The organism is Streptomyces sp. NPDC045287, assembly GCF_056432325.1.
In genome coordinates, this window is sequence record NZ_JBWKJG010000001.1 from 569,615 (window position 1) to 590,288 (window position 20,674).

Below are 20,674 nucleotides of genomic sequence, written 5' to 3' on the forward strand. Positions count from 1 at the left end.
CCCGCCCGCTGCCCGTACCCCCAGGAACCCGCCCGGGGGCCGCCTTCGTCCCCCAAGCAGTACGGCCGTGCGGTGATCCCCGGACGATCCCCTAGGGTCGGGATCCGGCACGCGAAGGAACCAGAGGCACGTGAGGACGACGGAATGGCGCGGGTGGACGGCATGACGGAGACGGGGAGCGGCGCCGCGGAGGACCGGCGCGCGGGATCCCGGGTCCGCTCGGCGGTCGCCCGCCGGTGGCGGGGCCCCGGCGTCTGGCGGCGCGGCACGGTGCTGTCCGCGTGCGCGCTCCTGCTCGCGCTGCTGATGGGCCTGCACCGCCACATCCCCAACGCCATCGGCAACCTGGGCAGCCTCATCGAGACGTTCCTGCCCTGGTTCGGCCTGTGCGTGCTGTTCCTGGCCGGCCTCGCGCTGCTGCGCCGCTCGGCCACCGCGCTGATCGCCGTCCTCGTCCCGGCCGTCGTGTGGTTGAACCTCTTCGGCGGCCTCGTCACGGACAAGAACGGCGCCGGCGGCGACCTCATGGTCGTCTCGCACAACGTGAACGCCGACAACCCGGACCCCGAGGGCACCGCCCGCGCCGTCGCCGCCTCGGAGACGGACGTGCTGGCCCTGGTGGAGCTGAAGCCCGCGATGGTGCCCGTGTACGAGGAGGCGCTGGCCGGCGCGTACCCGTACCACTCGGTGCGCGGCACGGTCGGCCTGTGGAGCCGGTACCCGCTCGGCGACAGCCGCCCCGTCGACATCCGGCTCGGCTGGACCCGCGCCATGCGCGCCACCGTCTTCGCGCCCGAGGGGCCCGTCGCGGTGTACGTCGCCCACCTGCCGTCCGTGCGGGTCAAGCTGGACGCCGGGTTCACCGCCAACCAGCGCGACCGCAGCGCCGACCGGCTCGGCGAGGCCATCGCCGCCGAGCCCCACCGCCGGGTGATCCTCCTCGGCGACCTCAACGGCACCATGAACGACCGGTCCCTGAACGCCGTCACGTCCCAGATGCGCTCCACGCAGGGCGCCGCCGGCGACGGCATGGGCTTCAGCTGGCCGGCCGGCTTCCCGATGGCCCGCATCGACCAGATCCTGGTCCGGGGCGTCGAACCGGTCGCCTCCTGGTCCCTGCCGCGCACCGACAGCGACCACCTGCCGATCGCGGCCCGCGTCACGTTCTGACGCACCGCGGGCCGGCGCCCGCGGGGGCGTGCGGACGCGCGAAGGGGGCCTCCCACCGGCGGAAGACCCCCTTCGCGCGTGCCGTCAGCCCCGGGACGACGCCGTCGACTCGCGCCACCGGTTGGTGATGGGCAGCCGCCGGTCCTTGCCGAAGCCCTTCGCGGAGATCTTCGTGCCCGGCGGGTACTGGCGCCGTTTGTACTCGGCGGCGTCCACCATCCGCAGCGTCCGCGCCACCAGCTCCTCGTCGAAGCCCGCCGCGACGATCGCGTCCTTGCCCCGGTCCCGGTCCACGTACAGCTCCAGGATCCGGTCGAGCACGTCGTAGTCCGGCAGCGAGTCCGTGTCGACCTGGCCCGGGCGCAGCTCGGCGCTGGGCGGCTTGGAGAGGGTGCCCTCCGGGATCGGCGGGGTCTGGCCGCGCTCCTCGGCGGCCCGGTTGCGCCACCTCGCCAGCCGGAACACCGTCGTCTTGTACACGTCCTTGATCGGCCCGTACGCGCCCACCGAGTCGCCGTACAGCGTCGAGTAGCCCACCGCCAGCTCGGACTTGTTGCCCGGCGCGAGGACGATGTGGCCCTCCTGGTTGGAGAGGGCCATCAGCAGGGTGCCGCGCAGCCGCGACTGGAGGTTCTCCTCGGCGAGCCCCGTCAGCCCCAGCGACCCCATGTACGCGTCGAACATCGGCTCGATCGACACGGTGCGGAAGTTCAGCCCGGTACGGCGCGCCAGCTCGGCCGCGTCGCTCCTGGAGTGCTCCGACGAGTACTTCGACGGCATCGACACGCCGTACACGTTCCGCGCGCCCAGCGCGTCGCAGGCGATCGCGGCGACCAGCGCCGAGTCGACGCCGCCGGACAGGCCGATCAGCGCGGACCGGAAGCCGTTCTTCGCGGCGTACGCGCGCAGGCCCACGACCAGCGCCGTGTAGACCTCCTCGTCGTCGTCGAGGCGGTCCGCGTAGCCGCCGGTCAGCTCCGGCTCGTACGCGGGAAGCGGCTCCTCGGACAGCACGACGCGCTCGACGCGCAGTCCGTCGTCGACCCGCTGCCCGTGGGCGGCCGGCTCGCCGGCCGCGGCGGGCAGGTCGAGGTCGAGGACGACGCTGCCCTCGGCGAACTGCGGGGCGCGGGCGACGACCTCGCCGTGGGCGTCGACGACGATCGAGTCGCCGTCGAAGACCAGCTCGTCCTGGCCGCCGATCATCGCCAGGTACGCGGTGGTGCAGCCGGCCTCCTGGGCGCGCTTGCGGACCAGCTCCAGCCGCGTGTCGTCCTTGTTCCGCTCGTACGGCGAGGCGTTGATCGACACCAGCAGCCCGGCGCCCGCGCTGCGGGCGGCCGGGACGCGCCCGCCGTCCTGCCACAGGTCCTCGCAGATCGCCAGCGCCACGTCCACGCCGCGGACCCGGACGACCGGCAGCGTGTGGCCCGGCACGAAGTAGCGGAACTCGTCGAAGACGCCGTAGTTCGGCAGGTGGTGCTTGGCGAAGGTCAGAGCCACCCCGCCGCCGTGCAGCACGGCGGCGGCGTTCTGCGGCGCGCCGGCGGGCTGGCCGTACTTCGGCCGGGCCCGCTCGGAGCGGTCCAGGTAGCCGACGACCACCGGCAGGTCCCCGAAGCCCTCGGCGGCGAGCCGGGCGGCGAGCGCGCGCAGCCCGGCGCGCGACGCCTCCACGAACGACGACCGCAGGGCGAGGTCCTCGACGGGGTACCCGGTCAGCGCCATCTCCGGGAACACGACGAGGTGCGCCCCCTGCTCGGCGGCGTGCCGGGTCCAGTGCACGATCGTCTCGGCGTTGCCGGCGAGGTCGCCGACGGTCGAGTCGATCTGATTCAGGGCGAGGCGTAGTTGAGGCACGTCCCCAGTCTAATCGTCAAATCGACGCGATGTCCTGGGGAGGCGGGTCGGGGGAGCGGAGGGACACGGGCGGGCGCCGTGCCGCGCCCGCCCCCCGGGCCTGCGGTACGGGGGCTTCTGCGAGGGCCGTGTCGGGGTGGGGCGGGCGTCGTGTCGTGCCGTCCCCGGGCCTGCGGCGGTGCGGGGGCTTCTGCGAGGGCCGCACGCCGGGGCGGGGCGGGGCGGAGTGGGGCGGGGCGGGAGCCGTGGGGTGCCGGGCACCGGCTTCGCGGCAGGCCGCGGGCCCCGGCTCTGCGGCGGTCCGTGCGCACCGGCCCTGCGGGGGACCGTGCGCACCGGCCCTGCGACGGACCGTGCGCGCCGGGGTCGCGTGCCGCGCTCCGGCCGTGCCGCGAAAGCCGCAGCGCACCGGGTCCGGCCGGGGCGGCTCCGGGCGTGCCGATCGGGGCGGCTCCGGACGTGCCGATCGGGGCGGGGCGCACCGGGGCTGCATCCAAACCGCCCGGCGGCGCGTCTTCAGGGGCGTCAGGCGCCGGGGCCCCGTGCGCGGCCGGGACCCGGAGGACGCCGGGGCACCGGGCCGTGGGCGGGCGCCGCCACCGAGTGCGCACCCGCATGCTCCGAAGGACGGCCCCACGTGCGCATCGTCACGATGCCGAGCAGCAGGGCGGCGAGCAGCCCCCCGTACCCCGGCGCGCCGCCCGCGCGCCGTCCGCCCGCCCCGGTGGCCATGGGGCGAAGCCTGCCCCCGCGGGGCGTGCGGGGCGCGGGAGCCCGTCGCGCCACCGGGACCGCGCGCCCCGCCCCCGCCGGGCCGGGGGCACCGGGGCGGCCGGAAGCGCCGGGGCGGCCGGGATGGCCGGTCGCGGCCCTCCTCGTCCTGGGCGCCCTGTCCTACAGCGCCTGGGTCGTCGAACTGCCGCTCGCCACCGGCCTGGACCCCCTCCGGTCGTACGTCAGCGAACTGGCCGCCGCCGACCAACCGCTGGGCGCCCTGTTCCGCACCGCCGACCTGGTCGCGGGCGTCCTGCTGCTGGCCGCCGCGCTGCCCGGGCTGGCCGCGGCCGGGCGCCGGTTCTGGGCGGTCGCCGGATGGGCGGCCCTCGCCGTGTTCGGCGCGGCCACCGCCGTCGACTCCCGGCTGCCGCTCAGCTGCGCGCCCACCGCCGACGCCGCGTGCGCGGCCCGCGAGGACGCCGGCCTGGTCCCGGCCGCGCACGCCGCGCACGCCGTGAGCTCCGGCCTCGCGATGGCGGGCGCCGTCACGGCGGTCGTCGCGCTCACCGTCGCCGCCCGCCGCTACGGCTGGTGGCCGCCCCTCGCCCGTACGGGACCGGTCCTCGTCGTGCTGGAGCTCGCCGCCACGGCCTGGACGCTCGTCGCGGTCGCCGCGTTCGAGGCGGGGCGCGGCCACGGGGCGCTGGGCGCCGGGCAGCGCGCGCAACTGCTGCTGGTGGCGGTCTGGCTGCTCCTGCTGGCCCGGTCGCTGCCGCGCCGCACGGGGCGGCGCCGGTGAGCCGCTTCGTCCGGGTCGGGGGCGTGCCCCACCACGTGGCAGTCGAGGGCTCGGGGCCGGTGTGCGTGCTGAGCGCCGGGTTGGGGCTGTGCTGGTTCGACTGGGACCCCGTGGTGCCGCTGCTGGCGCCGCACCGCACGGTCGTCCGCTTCGACCGGCCCGGCCACGGGCTGAGCGGCCCGGCCGGGGCGGCGCCGACCGCGCGGGGCGAGGCGGACCGGATCGCGGCCCTGCTGGACGCGCTCGGGATGGGCGGCGAACGGGTGACCGTGGTCGGGCACTCCCTCGCCGGGCTCCACGCGGAGGCGTTCGCCCGGCTGCACCCGGCGCGGACGGCGGCGCTGGTCCTGGCCGACGCGTCCGTGGAGGAGCACGCGCGCCCGCCCGCCCCGCGCACCGCCGCGCTCCACACGGCCCTGGCCCGCACCGCGGGCGCCCTGCTCACCGCTACGGGCGCCCCCGCCGCGCTCGGCCCGTACGCCCGGCGCGCGCTGGTCCGCCTCTCCCGCGCGGGGCGCGCGCCCGACCCGGCCGGCCGCGAGCGGGTGCGCCGCTGCTACCGCACTCGCCGGGTCCTGGACGGCGCCCTCCTGGAGAACGCGCACTACCGGGCCGTCGCCGCCGGGGTGCTCGCCCTGCGCGCCCGCCGTCCGCTGCCCCGGGCGCTCCCCGTCACGGTGCTGGCCGCGCCGGACTCCCCGGACGGCACCGACCGCTGGACGGCCCGCCAGCGGGGCCTCGCCGCCGCGCTGGACGCCCGCTTCACCCTCGTACGGGGCGCGGGCCACCTGATGATGCTGGACCGCCCCGGCGCGGTCGCCGAGGCGGTCCTCCACCCGCCGGGCCGGTGAGCCGGACGGGGTGGGTGAGGCCGGACGGGGGCCCGCCGCGCCGGGACAGGTCCGTGCCGGGACAGGTCCGTACCGGGTCAGGCCCGCGCCGGGTCAGCCCCGCGCGTACACGCCCTGGGCGAACTCTGCGACCTTGTCCTGCGGCAGGTGCCGCGCGAGGTCGGCCTCGCTGATGATGCCGACCAGCCGCTTGTTGTCGATGACCGGGAGGCGCTTGATCCGGTGGCCCTGCATCTCGCGCAGCACCTCGTTCACGTCCGCGTTCGCGTCGATCCAGCGGGGGGTGCCCTCCGCCACGTCGCCGCACGTCACACGGGACGGGTCGTGGCCCGCGGCCACGCACTTGACGACGATGTCGCGGTCCGTGACGATCCCGCAGAGCCGCTCGTTCTCGTCGGCGATGGGCAGTGCGCCCACGCCCTGCTCGCGCATCACCTGCGCGGCACGGTCCAGGGTCTCGTGGGCGGGGATCCAGTGGGCCCCGGGGTGCATGATGTCTCGGGCGGTGGTCATGGGGTGCGTTCCTCCGTCAAGGGCGTACGTCGTCTCCCCGAGCCCCTCCATTCTGGACGCGCCCCTCCACCCCCGCGACCGCTGCGGCCGCCCGGCGCCCCGGCCCGGCGCCGTGACCGTGGCCCACCCCGCGAACGGCAGCGCCGACACCACCGCCCCCCGCCGCAGGCCGGACGACTCGACCCGGGCCCGTACGGGTCACCGTCCCGCCGTCCCGTTCGTCCCGCCCGTGCACGCCGCGCCCGGCTCGGGCGTCCACGGGCCCTGCGCGTATGCGGCGAGGAACCGGTTCACGCGCGGGTCGTCGGCTCGTCCACGGTGACCTGCTCGCCCCGCGCCGACAGCGTGATCGCGCCCGCCCGGTCCGGGACCGGGCTCATCGTCGTGCGCGTACGGCGTCCGGGCGACCTTCTCCTCCAGTGCCTCGACGGCGTCCTCCGGGGCCTTGCCGCCGTACGTCACCCCCACCGCGCCGTGCTCCGGCGAGTGGACGGCGTCCACCCCGGGGACGGGCTCCTCGTGGACGGTGCCGTCGCAGTCCGTCCAGACCTGGTGGGGGTCACCGCCGACCGGCGGCTTCATCGGGTACGTCACGGCCCGCGTGACGTGGTCGCGGCCCAGCTCCTTCGCGTCCCACGGCTTCCCGTCCCACGACTTCCCGTCCTCGATGGGGCCTGGCCGCGGCCTCCTGCTGCCGCTCCTCCCGCGACTCCTCGTCGAGCACGTACGCGCCGAAGCCGAATGAAGCCGATGAAGCCGACGAAGCCGGCCAGGCCGGCGACGGCAGCGGCGCTCAGGGGCGGGGTGAGGACGCGGGTGCGACGCTCAGTCGCGGGGACTCACCCGCAGCGCCAGCAGCGCCACGTCGTCGACGATCTCGCTGGTGTACGACGACAGGTCCCGCCACACGGACCGCACCAGCGCCACGGGGTCGAGTTCCGGCCGGATCCGCTCCATCAGCGGGTAGAACTGCCCGGCCGCGTTGCGCGCCTCCGTCACCCCGTCCGTGTGCGCCAGCAGCACGCACGACGGCTCCAGCGGCACGGTCACCGGCACCGGTGCCGCGAACTCCGTCAGACCCAGCCCGAGCGGCGGGCCCGACTCCACCTCGACCTCCCGCGCCCCTCCCCGCGTCACCAGGAGCGGAGGGGGGTGGCCGCAGCTCAGCACCCGCGTCGTGACCCTCCCGCCCGACCCGTCGCCCGGCTCCCCGTCCGGCCCGTCGCAGGGGATCTCCATCAGCACGGCCGTGGCGAACAGTTCCGTCTCCTCCCCCCGCGAGGAGTCCACCACCAGCCGCCGGTCCAGCCGCGCGGCCACCCCCGCCAGTTCCGGCTCGTCCAGCACCGCCTCCCGGAACGTGCCGAGCAGCGCCGCCACCGTCGAGACCGCCGACAGCCCGTGCCCCTTCACGTCCGCCACGATCGCCCGCACCCCGTACGGGCCCGGCTGCACGTCGTACAGGTCCCCGCCGACCAGCGCCGTTCGCACCGCCGCCCGGTACAGCGCCCCGCACCGCACCGGCCCCACCTGCGGCGGCAGCGGCGGCAGCACCGCGTACTGGGCGGCCTCCGCGACCGTGCGCACCGTCACCAACTGGGCCTCGCGCCGGGCCCGCGCCCACGCGAGCAGCACGCTCACCGCCCCGATCAGCCCGAGCGCCAGCAGGTCGCCGCCGCTCACGTGCGCGGCCCGCGCGTAGGGCACGACCAGCGCCAGCATGACCGCCGCCGCCACCAGCGACGTGCCGCGCACCCCGTACGCCAGCGAGGCCAGCGGCGCGACCACGGCGAACGCGAAGCTGAGCTGCACCGTCTCGGGCGTCAGGAACTGCGCCGCGAGCACGCACAGCAGCAGCACCCAGGGCAGTACGCGCAGCCAGCGCGGAGGCCGGGCACCGGGCAGTTCCTTCGGGACACGGTCCATGGCCCCAGTCTGCGCGAACCCCGGGCCGCCCGCCCTCCACGGCCCCTGGCGTTACGCGTGCCACACCCGGCCGGGCACTATGGGTTCGCAACGCGCACGAAACCATGTGGTGGCATGCTGGCCGTGATCAGCGAGGATGGGTGTGGAAATGGACAAGCAGCAGGAATTTGTGCTCCGAACCCTGGAGGAGCGCGACATCCGCTTCGTGCGCCTGTGGTTCACCGACGTGCTCGGCTTCCTCAAGTCGGTCGCCGTCGCCCCCGCCGAACTGGAACAGGCGTTCGACGAGGGCATCGGCTTCGACGGCTCCGCCATCGAGGGCTTCGCGCGCGTGTACGAGTCCGACATGATCGCCAAGCCGGACCCGGCCACCTTCCAGATCCTCCCGTGGCGCGCCGAGGCCCCCGGCACGGCCCGGATGTTCTGCGACATCCTCATGCCCGACGGCTCCCCGTCGTTCGCCGACCCCCGCTACGTCCTCAAGCGCATCCTCGCGAAGACCTCCGACCTCGGCTTCACCTTCTACACCCACCCCGAGATCGAGTTCTTCCTGCTCAAGGACAAGCCCGTCGACGGCTCGCGGCCGACCCCCGCCGACAACTCCGGCTACTTCGACCACACCCCGCAGAACGTCGGCATGGACTTCCGCCGCCAGGCCATCACGATGCTGGAGTCCATGGGCATCTCCGTGGAGTTCTCCCACCACGAGGGCGCCCCCGGCCAGCAGGAGATCGACCTGCGCTACGCCGACGCCCTGTCGACGGCCGACAACATCATGACGTTCCGCCTGGTCATGAAGCAGGTGGCGCTGGAGCAGGGCGTCCAGGCGACGTTCATGCCCAAGCCCTTCTCGGACTGCCCCGGCTCCGGCATGCACACCCACCTCTCCCTCTTCGAGGGCGACCGCAACGCGTTCTACGAGTCCGGCGCCGAGTACCAGCTCTCGAAGGTCGGCCGCTCCTTCATCGCGGGCCTCCTGCGCCACGCAGCGGAGATCTCCGCCGTCACCAACCAGTGGGTCAACTCGTACAAGCGCATCTGGGGCGGCTCCAGCCGCACCGCCGGGTCGGGCGGCGAGGCCCCCTCGTACATCTGCTGGGGCCACAACAACCGCTCCGCGCTGATCCGCGTCCCCATGTACAAGCCCGGCAAGACCGGCTCGTCCCGCATCGAGGTCCGCTCCCTCGACTCCGGCTGCAACCCGTACCTCGCCTACGCCGTCCTCCTCGCCGCGGGCCTGCGCGGCATCGAGGAGAACTACGAGCTCGGCCCCGGCGCCGACGACGACGTGTGGGCCCTCTCCGACGGCGAGCGCCGCGCGATGGGCATCGAACCGCTCCCGCAGAACCTGGGCGAGGCGATCTCCCTGATGGAGCGCAGCGAACTGGTCGCGGAGACCCTGGGCGAGCACGTCTTCGACTTCTTCCTCCGCAACAAGAAGCAGGAGTGGGAGGAGTACCGCTCCGAGGTCACCGCCTTCGAACTCCGCAAGAACCTTCCTGTGCTGTAGCCGCAGGTCGGAGGCGGTACCCAGCAGAATCGACAACCCGGGCCGGCGGCGGTCGGCCGCTGGCCCGGAGCCGCCTCGACGGCCCTGGGCCGCCCCGGACCGCCCCCGGGACCAGGCCGCCGGCGCACCGGGGCCCGGGCGCGCGGGCGTCCCGCGGTGCGGCGGGGGGCCCGGGGAGTCAGCATGGGGGAATGAGCAAGGTCTTCGTGAGCCTCGGCATGTCCCTGGACGGCTTCGTCGCCGGGCCGCACGCCGGGCCCGGCAACCCCCTCGGGGACGGCGGGGAGCGCCTCCACGCCTGGCAGGACGCCGTCGGGGCGTGGCGGGACCGCCGGGAGCCCGGCGGCGGGGAGACCGGCCGCTCCGGGCTGGTCGTCGCCGAGAACTTCGACCGCGCCGGGGCGTACGTCATGGGCCGCCGCATGTGCGACGAGGGCGAGCGGGCGTGGCCCGACCCGCCGCCCTTCCGGGCGCCCGTGTTCGTCCTCACGACCAGCGCGCGCGACGCGTGGGTCCGCGGGGGCACCGTCTTCACGTACGTCACGGACGGCGTCCACGCCGCCCTCGACCAGGCGCGCGCCGTGGCCGACGGCAAGGACGTGCAGATCTCCGGCGGGGCGCACACCGTGCGCCAGTACCTGAACGCGGGCCTCGTCGACGAGCTGGAGCTGCACGTCGTCCCGCTGGTGCTGGGCGCCGGCGTCCGCCTCTTCGACGGCGTCGACCCCGCGCTGCGGTTGGCGAAGGACCGGGTCGTCGACGCCCCGGACGTCACGCACCTGCGGTACCGGACCCTCCGCTGACCGGCGCGCGGACGGCCGCGGGCACCCCGCGCCACGGAGGCGGATAGGCTCGGGCCCAGCGTGAACGCGTGGAGGGAGAGGCCGACATGACGACGGCGCCGGGGCGTAGGAGCAGTACCTTCACACGGCTGCTGCGGCACGGCTTCACCGACGCGTCCACCGCCGAGAGGCTCCTCGCCGGCCCCGCCCTGGCCCCGGTCCGCGCCGACCCCGTCCTCCTCGACGCCCTCGGGGCGAGCGCCGACCCGGACCTCGCCCTGCGCGGCCTGGTGCGGCTCGCGGAGGCGCAGCCCGACGGGCCGCAGGAGCTGCTGTCCACGCTGGTCTCCGCGAAGCCGCTGCGCGACCGGCTCCTCGGCGTGCTCGGCGCCTCCGAGGCGCTCGGCGACCACCTGGCGCGGCACCCGCTGGACTGGCGGGCCCTCGTCACGTACGAGGCGGCCGACCTGCACCCCGGGGTCGCGGAGTTCGAGCGCGACCTCGCCGCCGCCACCGACCCGGTCTCCCTGCGCGTCGCCTACCGCCGCAGCCTCCTCGCCATAGCGGCCCGCGACGTGTGCGGCACCACCGACGTCGCCCAGACCGCCGCCGAGCTGGCCGACCTCGCCACGGCGACGCTCCGCGCGGCGCTCGCCCTCGCCCGCGCCGCCGCCCCCGAGGACGCCGCGCGGTGCCGGCTCGCGGTCATCGCGATGGGCAAGTGCGGCGGTCACGAGCTGAACTACGTCTCCGACGTGGACGTGATCTTCGTGGGGGAGGCCGTCGACGGCACCGACGAGCGGGAGGCGCTCCAGGCCGCCACCCGCCTCGCCTCCCACCTGATGCGGATCTGCTCGGAGACCACCGTCGAGGGCGCGATCTGGCCCGTCGACGCCAACCTCCGCCCCGAGGGCCGCAACGGCCCCCTCGTCCGCACCCTCTCCAGCCACGTCGCCTACTACCGGCGCTGGGCGAAGACCTGGGAGTTCCAGGCGCTGCTCAAGGCCCGCCCGGTCGCCGGCGACACCGAGCTGGGCGCCGCGTACGTCAAGGCGCTGTCCCCGATGGTCTGGCAGGCCGCCGAGCGGGAGAACTTCGTCACCGACGTGCAGAAGATGCGCCGCCGCGTCGTCGACAACATCCCGCCCGCCCACCTGGAGCGGGAGCTCAAGCTGGGCCCGGGCGGCCTGCGCGACGTGGAGTTCGCCGTCCAGCTCCTCCAGCTCGTCCACGGCCGCAGCGACGCGACGCTGCGCAGCGGCACGACCCTCGACGCGCTCGCCGCCCTCGCCGCCGGCGGCTACGTCGGCCGGGCCGACGCCGCGCAGCTCGACGCGGCGTACCGGTTCCTGCGCGCCATGGAGCACCGCATCCAGCTCCACCGGCTGCGCCGCACGCACCTGGTCCCGGAGGGCGAGGAGGACCTGCGTCGCCTGGGCCGCTCGTTGGGGCTGCGCGCGGACCCCGTCGCGGAGCTGCACCGGGAGTGGAAGCGGCACGCGTCCGTCGTGCGGCGCCTCCACGAGAAGCTGTTCTACCGGCCGCTGCTCGACGCCGTCGCCCAGCTCGCCCCCGGCGAGACCCGGCTCAGCCCCGAGGCGGCCGGGCAGCGCCTCGAGGCGCTCGGGTACGCCGACCCGGTGGCCGCCCTGCGCCACCTGGAGGCCCTGTCGTCCGGGGTGAGCCGCAAGGCCGCCATCCAGCGCACCCTGCTGCCGGTGCTGCTGGGCTGGTTCGCCGACTCCGCCGACCCCGACGCCGGTCTGCTCGGCTTCCGGAAGGTGTCGGACGCGCTCGGCACCACCCCCTGGTACCTGCGGCTGCTGCGCGACGAGGGCGCCGCCGCGGAGAACCTGGCCCGTGTGCTGTCCGCCGGCCGCCTCGCCCCGGACCTGCTGCTGCGCGCCCCCGAGGCGGTGGCGATCCTGGGCGCCCGGGAGGGCCTGGAGCCGCGCCGCCGCAGCCACCTGGAGCCGGAGATCCTCGCGGCGGTCGGCCGCGCCGACACCCCGGAGCAGGCGGTGGCCGCGGCCCGCGGGGTCCGCCGCCGGGAGCTGTTCCGCACGGCCGCCGCCGACATCATCGCGTCGTACGGGACCGAGGAGGCCCCGGCCCACCCGGACGCGGGCGCGCTGGTGGACCGGGTGGGCCGGGCCCTCACGGACCTCAACGCGGCGACCGTCGCCGGTGCCCTGCGCGCCGCCGTGCGCGCCGAGTGGGGCGACGCGCTCCCCACCCGCTTCGCGGTCATCGGCATGGGCCGCTTCGGCGGCCACGAGCTGGGCTACGGGTCCGACGCCGACGTGCTGTTCGTCCACGAACCGCGCGACGGCGTCGACGAGCAGGAGGCGGCCCGCGCCGCGAACCGGGTCGTCGCCGAGATGCGCCGGCTGCTGCAACTGCCGACCGCCGACCCGCCGCTGCTGATCGACGCGGACCTGCGCCCCGAGGGCCGCAGCGGGCCCCTGGTGCGCACGCTCAGGTCGTACGAGGCGTACTACCGGCGCTGGTCGCTGGGGTGGGAGAGCCAGGCCCTGCTGCGGGCCGAGCCGATGGCGGGCGACCCCGACCTGGGCCGCCGGTTCATCGAGCTCGTCGACCCGCTCCGGTACCCGGCGAAGGGCCTCGACGAGGCGGCCGTGCGCGAGATCCGCCGCCTCAAGGCCCGGATGGAGAACGAGCGGCTGCCGCGCGGGGCCGACCGCACCCTGCACACGAAGCTGGGCCGGGGCGGCCTGTCCGACGTGGAGTGGACGGTGCAGCTCATGCAGTTGCGGCACGGCCACGAGGTGCCGGGCCTGCGGACGACCGGCACGCGCGGGGCGCTGGCCGCCGCACGCGACGCGGGGCTGATCAGCGAGCGGGACGCGCGGACCCTCGACGAGGCGTGGGTCCTGGCCACCCGCGTCCGCAACGGCGTGATGCTGGTGCGGGGCCGCGCCGGCGACATGTTCCCGGCCGACGCGCGGGAACTGGCCGCCGTGGGCCGCTACCTGGGGTACGAGCCCGGTCACGCCGGGGAGATGGTGGACGACTACCGGCGGACGACGCGCCGCGCCCGGGCCGTGGTGGACGAGCTGTTCTACGGGGGGTGAGCCCCGGCCGCGCGCCGGGCGCGGGCCCGCCGCCCTACGGCGCGTGGGCCGCGCCCACCGCGGACGCCGCCGGGTCCCCGGAGCCGCCCGCGCCGATGGCGGGCGCGGCGACCGGCTGTGCACCGGCGCCGGCGTCCCCCCGCGCGGTGCGACCGTGCGCGTACCGCGGCAGCCGGTGCGGCAGCGCCCCGTACCAGGCGTACACGAGGCCGAGGCCGAAGCCGAGGCAGAGCATGCCGCCCACGGCGTCCATCCAGAAGTGGTTGGCGGTCGCGACGATCACGACCAGCGTGGCCGCCGGGTACAGCAGCCCCAGGATCCGCGCCCACGGCGCCTTGGCGAGGGCGAATATCGCCAGCCCGCACCACAGGGACCAGCCGATGTGCATCGACGGCATCGCGGCGTACTGGTTCGACATGTGCTTCAGGTCGCCCGAGGCCATGGACCCCCAGGTCTGGTGGACCAGCACCGTGTCGACGAAGTCCTCGCTCTCCATCAACCGGGGGGGAGCGAGCGGGTACAGGTAGTAGCCGAGCAGGGCCACGGCGGTGGTGGAGAACAGGATCATGCGGATCGCCGCGTAACGGCCCGGGTGCCGGCGGTAGAGCCACACCAGCACGCCGATGGTGACGATGAAGTGCAGGGTCGCGTAGTAGTAGTTCATCGACACGATGAGCCAGTCCACCGAGTTCACCGCGTGGTTGACCGCCTTCTCGAAGGCCAGGCCCAGGCGGTGCTCGGCGTGCCAGATCCAGTCGGCGTTGCGCAGCGCCTTCGCCTTCTGCTCCGGTACCGCGTTGCGAATGAGCGAGTACACGCCGTAACTGACCGCGAGGAGCAGGAGCTCGACCCAGATGCGCGGATGGCGCGGGGAGCGCAGCCGGCGCCACGCGGCCGGGCGCCCCGCCGAACGGCCTTCCAACGTGGTCAAAATCCTGTCACCCATGAGCGGAGAGTCCGCCAGAAAGGCCCTGTAGGTCGATCATCCTTCAATCGGATTCTCGTCGCCATCAGTCCGCCTTCCGGAGGACCGCTGACCCCGGGGCCCCGCGGCCGTCGAGCCACGCACGACCAGCTCGGGCATGAAGACGAACTCGCTGTGGGGGGCGGGCGTACCGCCGACCTCCTCCAGCAGCGCCCGCACCGCCGCCTGCCCCATCGCCTGCACCGGCTGCCGGATCGTGGTCAGGGGCGGGTCGGTGAAGGCTATGAGGGGCGAGTCGTCGAAGCCGACGACGGACACGTCCCCCGGCACCCGCAGCCCCCGCTGCCGGGCCGCGCGGATCGCGCCGAGCGCCATCATGTCGCTGGCGCACACGATCGCCGAGCAGCCCCGCTCGATGAGCGCGCCCGCCGCCGCCTGCCCGCCTTCGAGCGTGTACAGGGAGTGCTGGATCAGTTCCTCGATCCGCTCCGGGGAGAGGCCGAGCCGCTCCCGCATCCCGGCGTGGAAGCCCTCGATCTTGCGCAGGACGGGCACGAACCGCTTCGGCCCGACCGCGAGGCCGATCCGGGTGTGGCCGAGGGAGGCGAGGTGCGTGACGGCGAGCTTCATCGCGGCCCGGTCGTCGGGGGAGACGAACGGCGCCTGGATCTGCGGCGAGAAGCCGTTGATCAGGACGAACGGGACGCCCTTGCCGCGCAGCTGGTCGTACCGCTGCGTGTCGGCGGTCGTGTCGGCGTGCAGGCCGGAGACGAAGATGATGCCGGAGACGCCGCGCTCGACGAGCATCTCGGTCAGCTCGTCCTCGGTGGATCCGCCCGGCGTCTGCGTGGCGAGGACCGGCGTGTATCCCTGACGGGTCAGGGCCTGGCCGATGACCTGGGCCAGCGCCGGGAAGATCGGGTTGTCCAGCTCGGGTGTGATCAGCCCCACGAGTCCGGCGCTGCGCTGCCGCAGCCGCACCGGCCGCTCGTAGCCGAGGACGTCCAGCGCGGCCAGCACGGACTGGCGGGTGGCCGCGGCCACACCGGGCTTGCCGTTGAGCACGCGGCTGACTGTGGCTTCGCTGACCCCCGCCTGGGCTGCGATGTCGGCTAGCCGCGCGGTCATGTGGTGGGACTGTACCGGGCGCACGTCAGATTGCCCACCAGGAGCAGGAGTCGGGGGCGGCCACGACGGTGTCCGCCGGGCCGTCCGGACCGTCCTCGGGCGCGGTCTCCCCCTCCGCGGCGCTGGTCAGCAGGGGCCGCCCGCCGGGACCGCCGGGGCGGGGGATCTCCACCGCGCGGTCCGTGGTGTTGGCGACGCACACCACGCCGCCGCCCCGGGCGACCCGCCGGAACGCGAGGAGCCCGCGCGGTACGGGGAGCCACTCCACCGGGCCGCCCGCGCCCAGCGCGGGGTGTCCGCGGCGCACGGCCAGGGCGGTCCGGTACAGCTCCAGCGTCGACGCCGGGTCGCCGGTCTGGGCCGCCACCGACAGCGCGCCCCACCCCTCGGGCTGCGGCAGCCAGCTCCCGCCCGGCCCGAACCCGTACGAGGGCCCGTCCGGCGTCCACGGGATCGGCACCCGGCAGCCGTCCCGCAGTCCCCCCTGCCCTTCGCCGCGGTGGAACGCCGGGTCCCGGCGCAGCTCGTCCGGCAGGTCCGTGACCTCCGGCAGCCCCAGCTCCTCGCCCTGGTACAGGTAGGCGGAGCCGGGCAGCGCCAGCATCAGCAGCGCCGCCGCCCGCGCCCTGCGCAGGCCGCCCAGCCGCGTCGCGTGCCGCACCACGTCGTGGTTGGACAGCACCCAGGTCGCGGGGGCGCCCACCGACGCGGTCGCGCGGAGCGACGCGTCGATCACCGCGCGCAGCGCGTCGGCCTCCCACGGGCACCGCAGGTAGGGGAAGTTGAACGCCTGGTGCAGCTCGTCGGGGCGTACGTACAGGGCGATCCGCTCCGGTGTCGGCGCCCACGCCTCGGCGACCGCGATGCGTTGTCCCCCGTACGAGTCGAGGAGGCGCCGCCAGTCGCGGTGGATCTCGTGGACGCCGTCCTGGTCGAAGAACGGCAGCCGCTGCGCGCCGATCAGCCGGGCCTGCTCGCGGTGGCCGATGTCGGGCAGCCCCGGCGCCTTCACCATCCCGTGCGCGACGTCGACGCGGAACCCGTCGACCCCCAGGTCCAGCCAGAACCGCAGCACGGACGCGAACTCGGCCCGCACCTCCTCGTTCTCCCAGTTCAGGTCCGGCTGCTGCGGGGCGAACAGGTGCAGGTACCAGGAGCCGTCCGGCACCCGCGTCCAGGCCGGGCCGCCGAAGACGGACTCCCAGTCGTTGGGCGGCAGCGACCCGTCCGGGCCCTTGCCGGGGCGGAAGTGGTACCGGTCCCGGCCCGTGCCGGCGAGGGCCTCCTGGAACCAGGGGTGCCGGTCGGACGTGTGGTTGGGGACGACGTCGACGATCACCCGCAGGCCCAGCTCGTGCGCCGCCCGGACCAACTCGTCCGCGTCCGCCAGCTCCCCGAAGACCGGGTCGACCGCGCGGTGGTCCGCCACGTCGTAGCCGCCGTCCGCCTGCGGCGAGACGTAGAAGGGGGTGAGCCACACCGCGTCCACGCCCAGCCCCGCCAGGTGCGGCAGCCGCTCCCGCACGCCGCGCAGGTCCCCGATCCCGTCGCCGTCGCTGTCGGCGAAGGAGCGCACGTACACCTGGTAGATGACGGCGTCCCGCCACCAGTCGGGGCGGTCGGGCGGAGCGGGGTGCCGGTCCTGCGACGTCCGGGCCGGTGCGGTCAGCTCGTGGGCCATGGGCGCGGTGCCTCTCGTCCGGAACGCGACGTTCTGCAAGCGGTGTGAAAAGGCTTGCAGAGCCTTCCGGCGCTCCGCAAGGCCGGTTGCGGGGGCGCGTGGAAGGGCGCGAGGGCGCTCGCGCCTGGAGTGTCAAGCGATGCGACGGCAACTGTAGGGACACGTGGATGTAACGATCCCCTGGCCTTGCAGAAATTTGCCGCAAGGTCTTTCGGCTCGTTTTCATCCCTGTTACGTTCCTGGCAACCCGGCGCGCCGCGAAGGAGCGGTCGGCAGGTGGCAAGTCTTCGCAAGACCTTCCGCCTCGGTCTTCCCGGGATCAGTTGAAGGAGTTCACATGCGGCGTGGCATAGCGGCCACCGCGCTGGTCGCGAGCCTGGCCCTCGCGGCGACGGCCTGCGGCGGCGACAGTGAGGACAAGGCGGCCGGCGGCCCGGTCACCATCACCTGGTGGGACACCTCGGATGCCACGAACGAGGCGCCGACCTACAAGAAGCTGATCGAGAAGTTCGAGGCCGCGCACAAGGACATCAAGGTCACGTACCAGAACGTCCCGTTCGCCGAGGCCGAGCAGAAGTACAAGACCGCCGCCCAGGCCGGCAACGCCCCCGACGTGCTGCGCGCCGACGTCGGCTGGACCGCCGGCCTCGCCGAGAACCAGTACCTCGCCCCGCTCGACGGCACGCCCGCCACCAAGGAGATCGACTCCTTCAACCAGGGCCTGGTCGACGGCGCCAAGGTCAACGGGAAGCTGTACGGCGTCCCGCAGGTCACCGACGCCCTCGCGCTCCTCTACAACAAGGAGGTCTTCGCGAAGGCCGGCGTCCAGCCGCCGAAGACCTGGGCCGAGCTGAGCACCGCGGCGAAGACCATCAAGCAGAAGACCGGCGTCGACGGCATCTACCTCAACCCGGACAGCTACTTCGCCCTGCCGTTCCTCTACGGCGAGGGCGGCACGATGGTCGACACCGGGACCAAGAAGATCACCGTCAACGACGAGGCCGGCAAGAAGGCCCTCCAGACCGTCGTCGACATGGTCAAGAGCGGTGTCGCCGTCAAGCCGGACTTCACCGACGGCTACAACAACATGCAGGCCGCCTTCAAGGACGGCAAGGTCGCCATGGTCGTCAACGGCCCGTGGTCCACGGCCGACGACCTCACCGGCAAGGCGTTCAAGAACAAGGACAACCTGGGCGTCGCCCCGGTCCCGTCCGGCTCCGCCGGCAAGGCCGGCACGCCCACCGGCGGCCACAACCTGGTCGTCTACAACGGTGCCGACGCCGCCCACAAGACGGCCGCCCAGAAGTTCGTGGCGTTCATGACCTCCGCCGCGTCGCAGGAGTTCGCCGCCACCGAGACCGGCGTCCTGCCGACCCGTGACGACGCCTACACCGTCAAGGTCGTCGCCGACCCGATCCGCGCCTCCTTCAAGAACGTGCTGGCCGACTCCACCGCGCGTCCCGCCGTCTCCGGCGTGAGCGACATGTTCACCGAGTGGACCAAGCAGTACATCGAGATCCTCAAGGGCAACACCACCGTCGAGAAGGGCCTCGACACCACCGCCGAGAAGTGGAAGACCAACATCAACTCCCTCAAGGAGTACTCGGTCGACTGAGCCCCTTCGGCCCGGACCGGCACCGCGAGGACGCGGACGCCGGTCCGGGCCGGACCCGTACGCACTGAGGGAAAACAACTTCCATGAAGACAGCCACCGCAGATCCCGCCACGGCCGCGCGGCCTGCCCGGGCCGGGCTGCTCACCCGCATGAAGCGTTCGTACGACCGGCACTGGTACGCCTGGGCCATGGTGCTGCCGGTGGTGCTGGTCATCGGCGTGCTGATCGCCTACCCGCTGGGCCGGGGCGTCTACCTGTCGTTCACCGACGCCAACGAGCTCAACGTCGCCAAGCAGCTCGGCGCGACCGAGATCCCGGCCACCTACCAGTTCGTCGGCTTCGACAACTACTGGCGGGTGCTGTCGGGTGCCGACGGCGAGTTCTACCCCAAGCTCTTGTGGACCGTGGTGTGGACCGCGTCCTGCGTGTTCCTCCACTACACGATCGGCCTGGGCCTGGCCCTGCTGCTCAACCGCAAGCTCAAGGGCCGCTCCCTGTACCGCGTGCTGCTCATCCTGCCGTGGGCGGTGCCGGCCTTCGTCGCCACCTACGTCTGGCGCATGATGTACAACTCCGAGTCCGGCATCTTCAACGCCGTCCTCGGCCAGTTGGGCATCGGCCCCGTCGACTGGCTCGGCGACACCTTCATGCAGAAGGTCGCCGTCATCGGCGTCAACGTCTGGCTCGGCGTGCCGTTCATGATGGTCGCGATCCTCGGCGGCCTCCAGGCCATCTCCAGCGAGCAGTACGAAGCCGCCGAGATGGACGGCGCCACCCCCTGGCAGCGGTTCCGCCACGTCACCCTGCCGGGACTGCGCCCGGTCAGTGCCACGGTGATCATGCTGGGCACCATCTGGACGTTCAACATGTTCCCGATCATCTACCTGATGCTCGGCGAGGCGAACGCCCTGCACAGCGAGATCCTCGTGACCTACGCCTACCGGCTCGCCTTCGGCTCCGTGCGCGACTACGCGGGCGCCGCCACGTACGGGATCCTCATCCTCTCCATGCTCCTCGTCTTCGCCGTCTTCTACCGCCGGATCCTCGACCGTCAGGAGGCCGTCCGATGAGCACGGTGACCGAACCCCGGAAGAACGCCCCGGCGGCCCGCGCCGCGGCCGGCGCGCCCGGTGCCGCCGGCTCCGGCTCCGGCGGCACCCGCCCCCGCAAGGTCCGCGGCCGTGAGGAGCGCTCCCCGCTCGCCTCGGCCGGACTGCACGGCGCGCTGGTCCTCGCCAGCCTCGTCGCGGTCTTCCCGATCGCGTACATGGTCTTCATCTCGCTGCGCGGCCGGAACGGCTGGACCAGGCCGACCAGCGCCGAGGGCGGCCTGGAGATCAGCAACTACGCGTACGTGCTGAGCGAGACCGAGTTCCCGCGCTGGTTCGCCAACTCGCTGCTCGTCGCCGCCGGCACCACGCTCGTCGGCGTCTTCGTCGCCGCCTCCACCGGCTACGCCATCTCCCGGATGCGCTTCCCCGGCCACAAGTCGCTGATGTGGGTGCTGCTCATCACGCAGATGTTCCCCGTCGCCGTGCTGATCGTCGCCCTGTACAACATCCTCGGCAGCATGGGCCTGCTCGACTCGTACCTGGGCCTGATCCTCACGTACTGCTCGGTGTCGGTGCCGTTCTGCGCCTGGATGATGAAGGGCTACTTCGACACGATCCCGCACGAGATCGACGAGGCCGGCCGGGTCGACGGGCTCACCCCCTTCGGCACCTTCTACCGGCTGATCCTGCCGCTGGCCAAGCCCGGCCTCGCCGTCACCGCGTTCTACTCCTTCCTCACCGCGTGGGGGGAGGTCGCCTTCGCCCGCGCCTTCCTCTCCACCGACTCGATGCTCACCCTCTCGGTCGGCCTGCAGAGCTTCATCGGCCAGCACAAGGCCGAGTGGGGCTACCTCACGGCCTCCGCGGTGATCATCACGATCCCGGCGGGCCTGGTGTTCCTCCTGGTCCAGCGCAACCTCGTCGCCGGCCTCACGGCGGGCGGCACCAAGGGCTGAGCACCGCCCGGACCCGTCCCCACCGGGACCCGTCCGACCCGCCCGCGCCCCCAGACGGCGGTGCCGGTCCGGCCCGACAGCCCCGTCGCCGGAC

The 20,674-nt window shown here is 74.1% G+C and carries 16 protein-coding genes; 9 read left to right on the top strand and 7 right to left on the bottom strand.

Annotation, left to right across the window (positions count from 1 at the left end; all coding sequences use genetic code 11):
- Positions 1–144 precede the first annotated feature (144 nt).
- On the top strand, positions 145–1,170 hold the full coding sequence (locus AC07D6_RS02535; protein WP_479041332.1) for an endonuclease/exonuclease/phosphatase family protein: 1,026 nt from the start codon (positions 145–147) through the stop codon (positions 1,168–1,170).
- Positions 1,171–1,254: 84 nt separating this feature from the next.
- Here AC07D6_RS02535 and AC07D6_RS02540 read toward each other — a convergent pair whose 3' ends face one another.
- On the bottom strand, positions 1,255–3,030 hold the full coding sequence (locus AC07D6_RS02540) for an NAD+ synthase (protein ID WP_479041334.1): 1,776 nt from the start codon (positions 3,028–3,030) through the stop codon (positions 1,255–1,257).
- An 880-nt stretch (positions 3,031–3,910) separates the two neighbouring features.
- On the opposite strand from AC07D6_RS02540, the gene AC07D6_RS02545 reads away from it, so the two are divergent.
- Positions 3,911–4,546, top strand: coding sequence for a DUF998 domain-containing protein (locus tag AC07D6_RS02545; RefSeq protein ID WP_479041575.1), 636 nt, complete (start codon positions 3,911–3,913; stop codon positions 4,544–4,546).
- Entirely contained in the window at positions 4,543–5,397 is an 855-nt protein-coding gene (locus AC07D6_RS02550; RefSeq protein ID WP_479041336.1) for an alpha/beta fold hydrolase, read from the top strand. Before AC07D6_RS02545 ends, AC07D6_RS02550 begins: the two co-directional genes overlap by 4 nt.
- 93 nt (positions 5,398–5,490) lie before the next feature.
- Here AC07D6_RS02550 and AC07D6_RS02555 read toward each other — a convergent pair whose 3' ends face one another.
- The 3 genes from AC07D6_RS02555 to AC07D6_RS02565 all read right to left on the bottom strand — a co-directional run bounded on the left by AC07D6_RS02555 (position 5,491) and on the right by AC07D6_RS02565 (position 7,836).
- Positions 5,491–5,910 carry a CBS domain-containing protein gene (locus AC07D6_RS02555; protein WP_479041338.1) on the bottom strand — a complete coding sequence of 140 codons (420 nt, stop codon included), beginning with the start codon at positions 5,908–5,910 and terminating at the stop codon, positions 5,491–5,493.
- A 198-nt stretch (positions 5,911–6,108) separates the two neighbouring features.
- Entirely contained in the window at positions 6,109–6,492 is a 384-nt protein-coding gene (locus AC07D6_RS02560; RefSeq protein ID WP_479041577.1) for a DUF3105 domain-containing protein, read from the bottom strand.
- A gap of 243 nt (positions 6,493–6,735) precedes the next feature.
- On the bottom strand, positions 6,736–7,836 hold the full coding sequence (locus tag AC07D6_RS02565; protein WP_479041340.1) for a PP2C family protein-serine/threonine phosphatase: 1,101 nt from the start codon (positions 7,834–7,836) through the stop codon (positions 6,736–6,738).
- Between the two features lie 148 nt (positions 7,837–7,984).
- Between AC07D6_RS02565 and glnA the strand changes: the two genes are divergently transcribed.
- From glnA to AC07D6_RS02580, 3 genes are all read left to right on the top strand, one after another.
- The gene (gene glnA, locus AC07D6_RS02570; RefSeq protein ID WP_315878672.1) at positions 7,985–9,346 is read left to right on the top strand and encodes a type I glutamate--ammonia ligase; all 1,362 of its coding nucleotides are present in this window, start codon (positions 7,985–7,987) and stop codon (positions 9,344–9,346) included.
- A 191-nt stretch (positions 9,347–9,537) separates the two neighbouring features.
- Positions 9,538–10,149, top strand: a complete 612-nt coding sequence (locus tag AC07D6_RS02575; protein ID WP_479041342.1) for a dihydrofolate reductase family protein — start codon at positions 9,538–9,540, stop codon at positions 10,147–10,149.
- Positions 10,150–10,235: 86 nt separating this feature from the next.
- Positions 10,236–13,223, top strand: a complete 2,988-nt coding sequence (locus AC07D6_RS02580) for a bifunctional [glutamine synthetase] adenylyltransferase/[glutamine synthetase]-adenylyl-L-tyrosine phosphorylase (RefSeq protein ID WP_479041344.1) — start codon at positions 10,236–10,238, stop codon at positions 13,221–13,223.
- 34 nt (positions 13,224–13,257) lie between these two features.
- Here AC07D6_RS02580 and AC07D6_RS02585 read toward each other — a convergent pair whose 3' ends face one another.
- The 3 genes from AC07D6_RS02585 to AC07D6_RS02595 are packed head-to-tail and all read right to left on the bottom strand — an operon-like array spanning position 13,258 to position 16,957.
- A complete protein-coding gene (locus AC07D6_RS02585) occupies positions 13,258–14,169 on the bottom strand; it encodes a phosphatase PAP2 family protein (RefSeq protein WP_479041345.1) in 912 nt (303 codons plus the stop codon).
- 36 nt (positions 14,170–14,205) lie between these two features.
- Positions 14,206–15,276, bottom strand: a complete 1,071-nt coding sequence (locus AC07D6_RS02590) for a LacI family DNA-binding transcriptional regulator (RefSeq protein WP_315878668.1) — start codon at positions 15,274–15,276, stop codon at positions 14,206–14,208.
- Positions 15,277–15,301: 25 nt separating this feature from the next.
- Positions 15,302–16,957, bottom strand: a complete 1,656-nt coding sequence (locus AC07D6_RS02595; RefSeq protein ID WP_479041347.1) for a glycoside hydrolase family 13 protein — start codon at positions 16,955–16,957, stop codon at positions 15,302–15,304.
- Positions 16,958–17,294: 337 nt separating this feature from the next.
- Between AC07D6_RS02595 and AC07D6_RS02600 the strand changes: the two genes are divergently transcribed.
- The 3 genes from AC07D6_RS02600 (at position 17,295) to AC07D6_RS02610 (ending at position 20,580) form a co-directional block, all read left to right on the top strand.
- Entirely contained in the window at positions 17,295–18,572 is a 1,278-nt protein-coding gene (locus tag AC07D6_RS02600; RefSeq protein WP_315878666.1) for an extracellular solute-binding protein, read from the top strand.
- A gap of 83 nt (positions 18,573–18,655) precedes the next feature.
- Positions 18,656–19,642 (top strand): carbohydrate ABC transporter permease, encoded by a 987-nt coding sequence (locus AC07D6_RS02605; protein WP_315878665.1) that lies wholly within the window; start codon positions 18,656–18,658, stop codon positions 19,640–19,642.
- Positions 19,639–20,580: a sugar ABC transporter permease gene (locus tag AC07D6_RS02610; protein ID WP_479041350.1), complete on the top strand. Its 942-nt coding sequence runs from the start codon at positions 19,639–19,641 to the stop codon at positions 20,578–20,580. Before AC07D6_RS02605 ends, AC07D6_RS02610 begins: the two co-directional genes overlap by 4 nt.
- Positions 20,581–20,674: the final 94 nt, after the last annotated feature.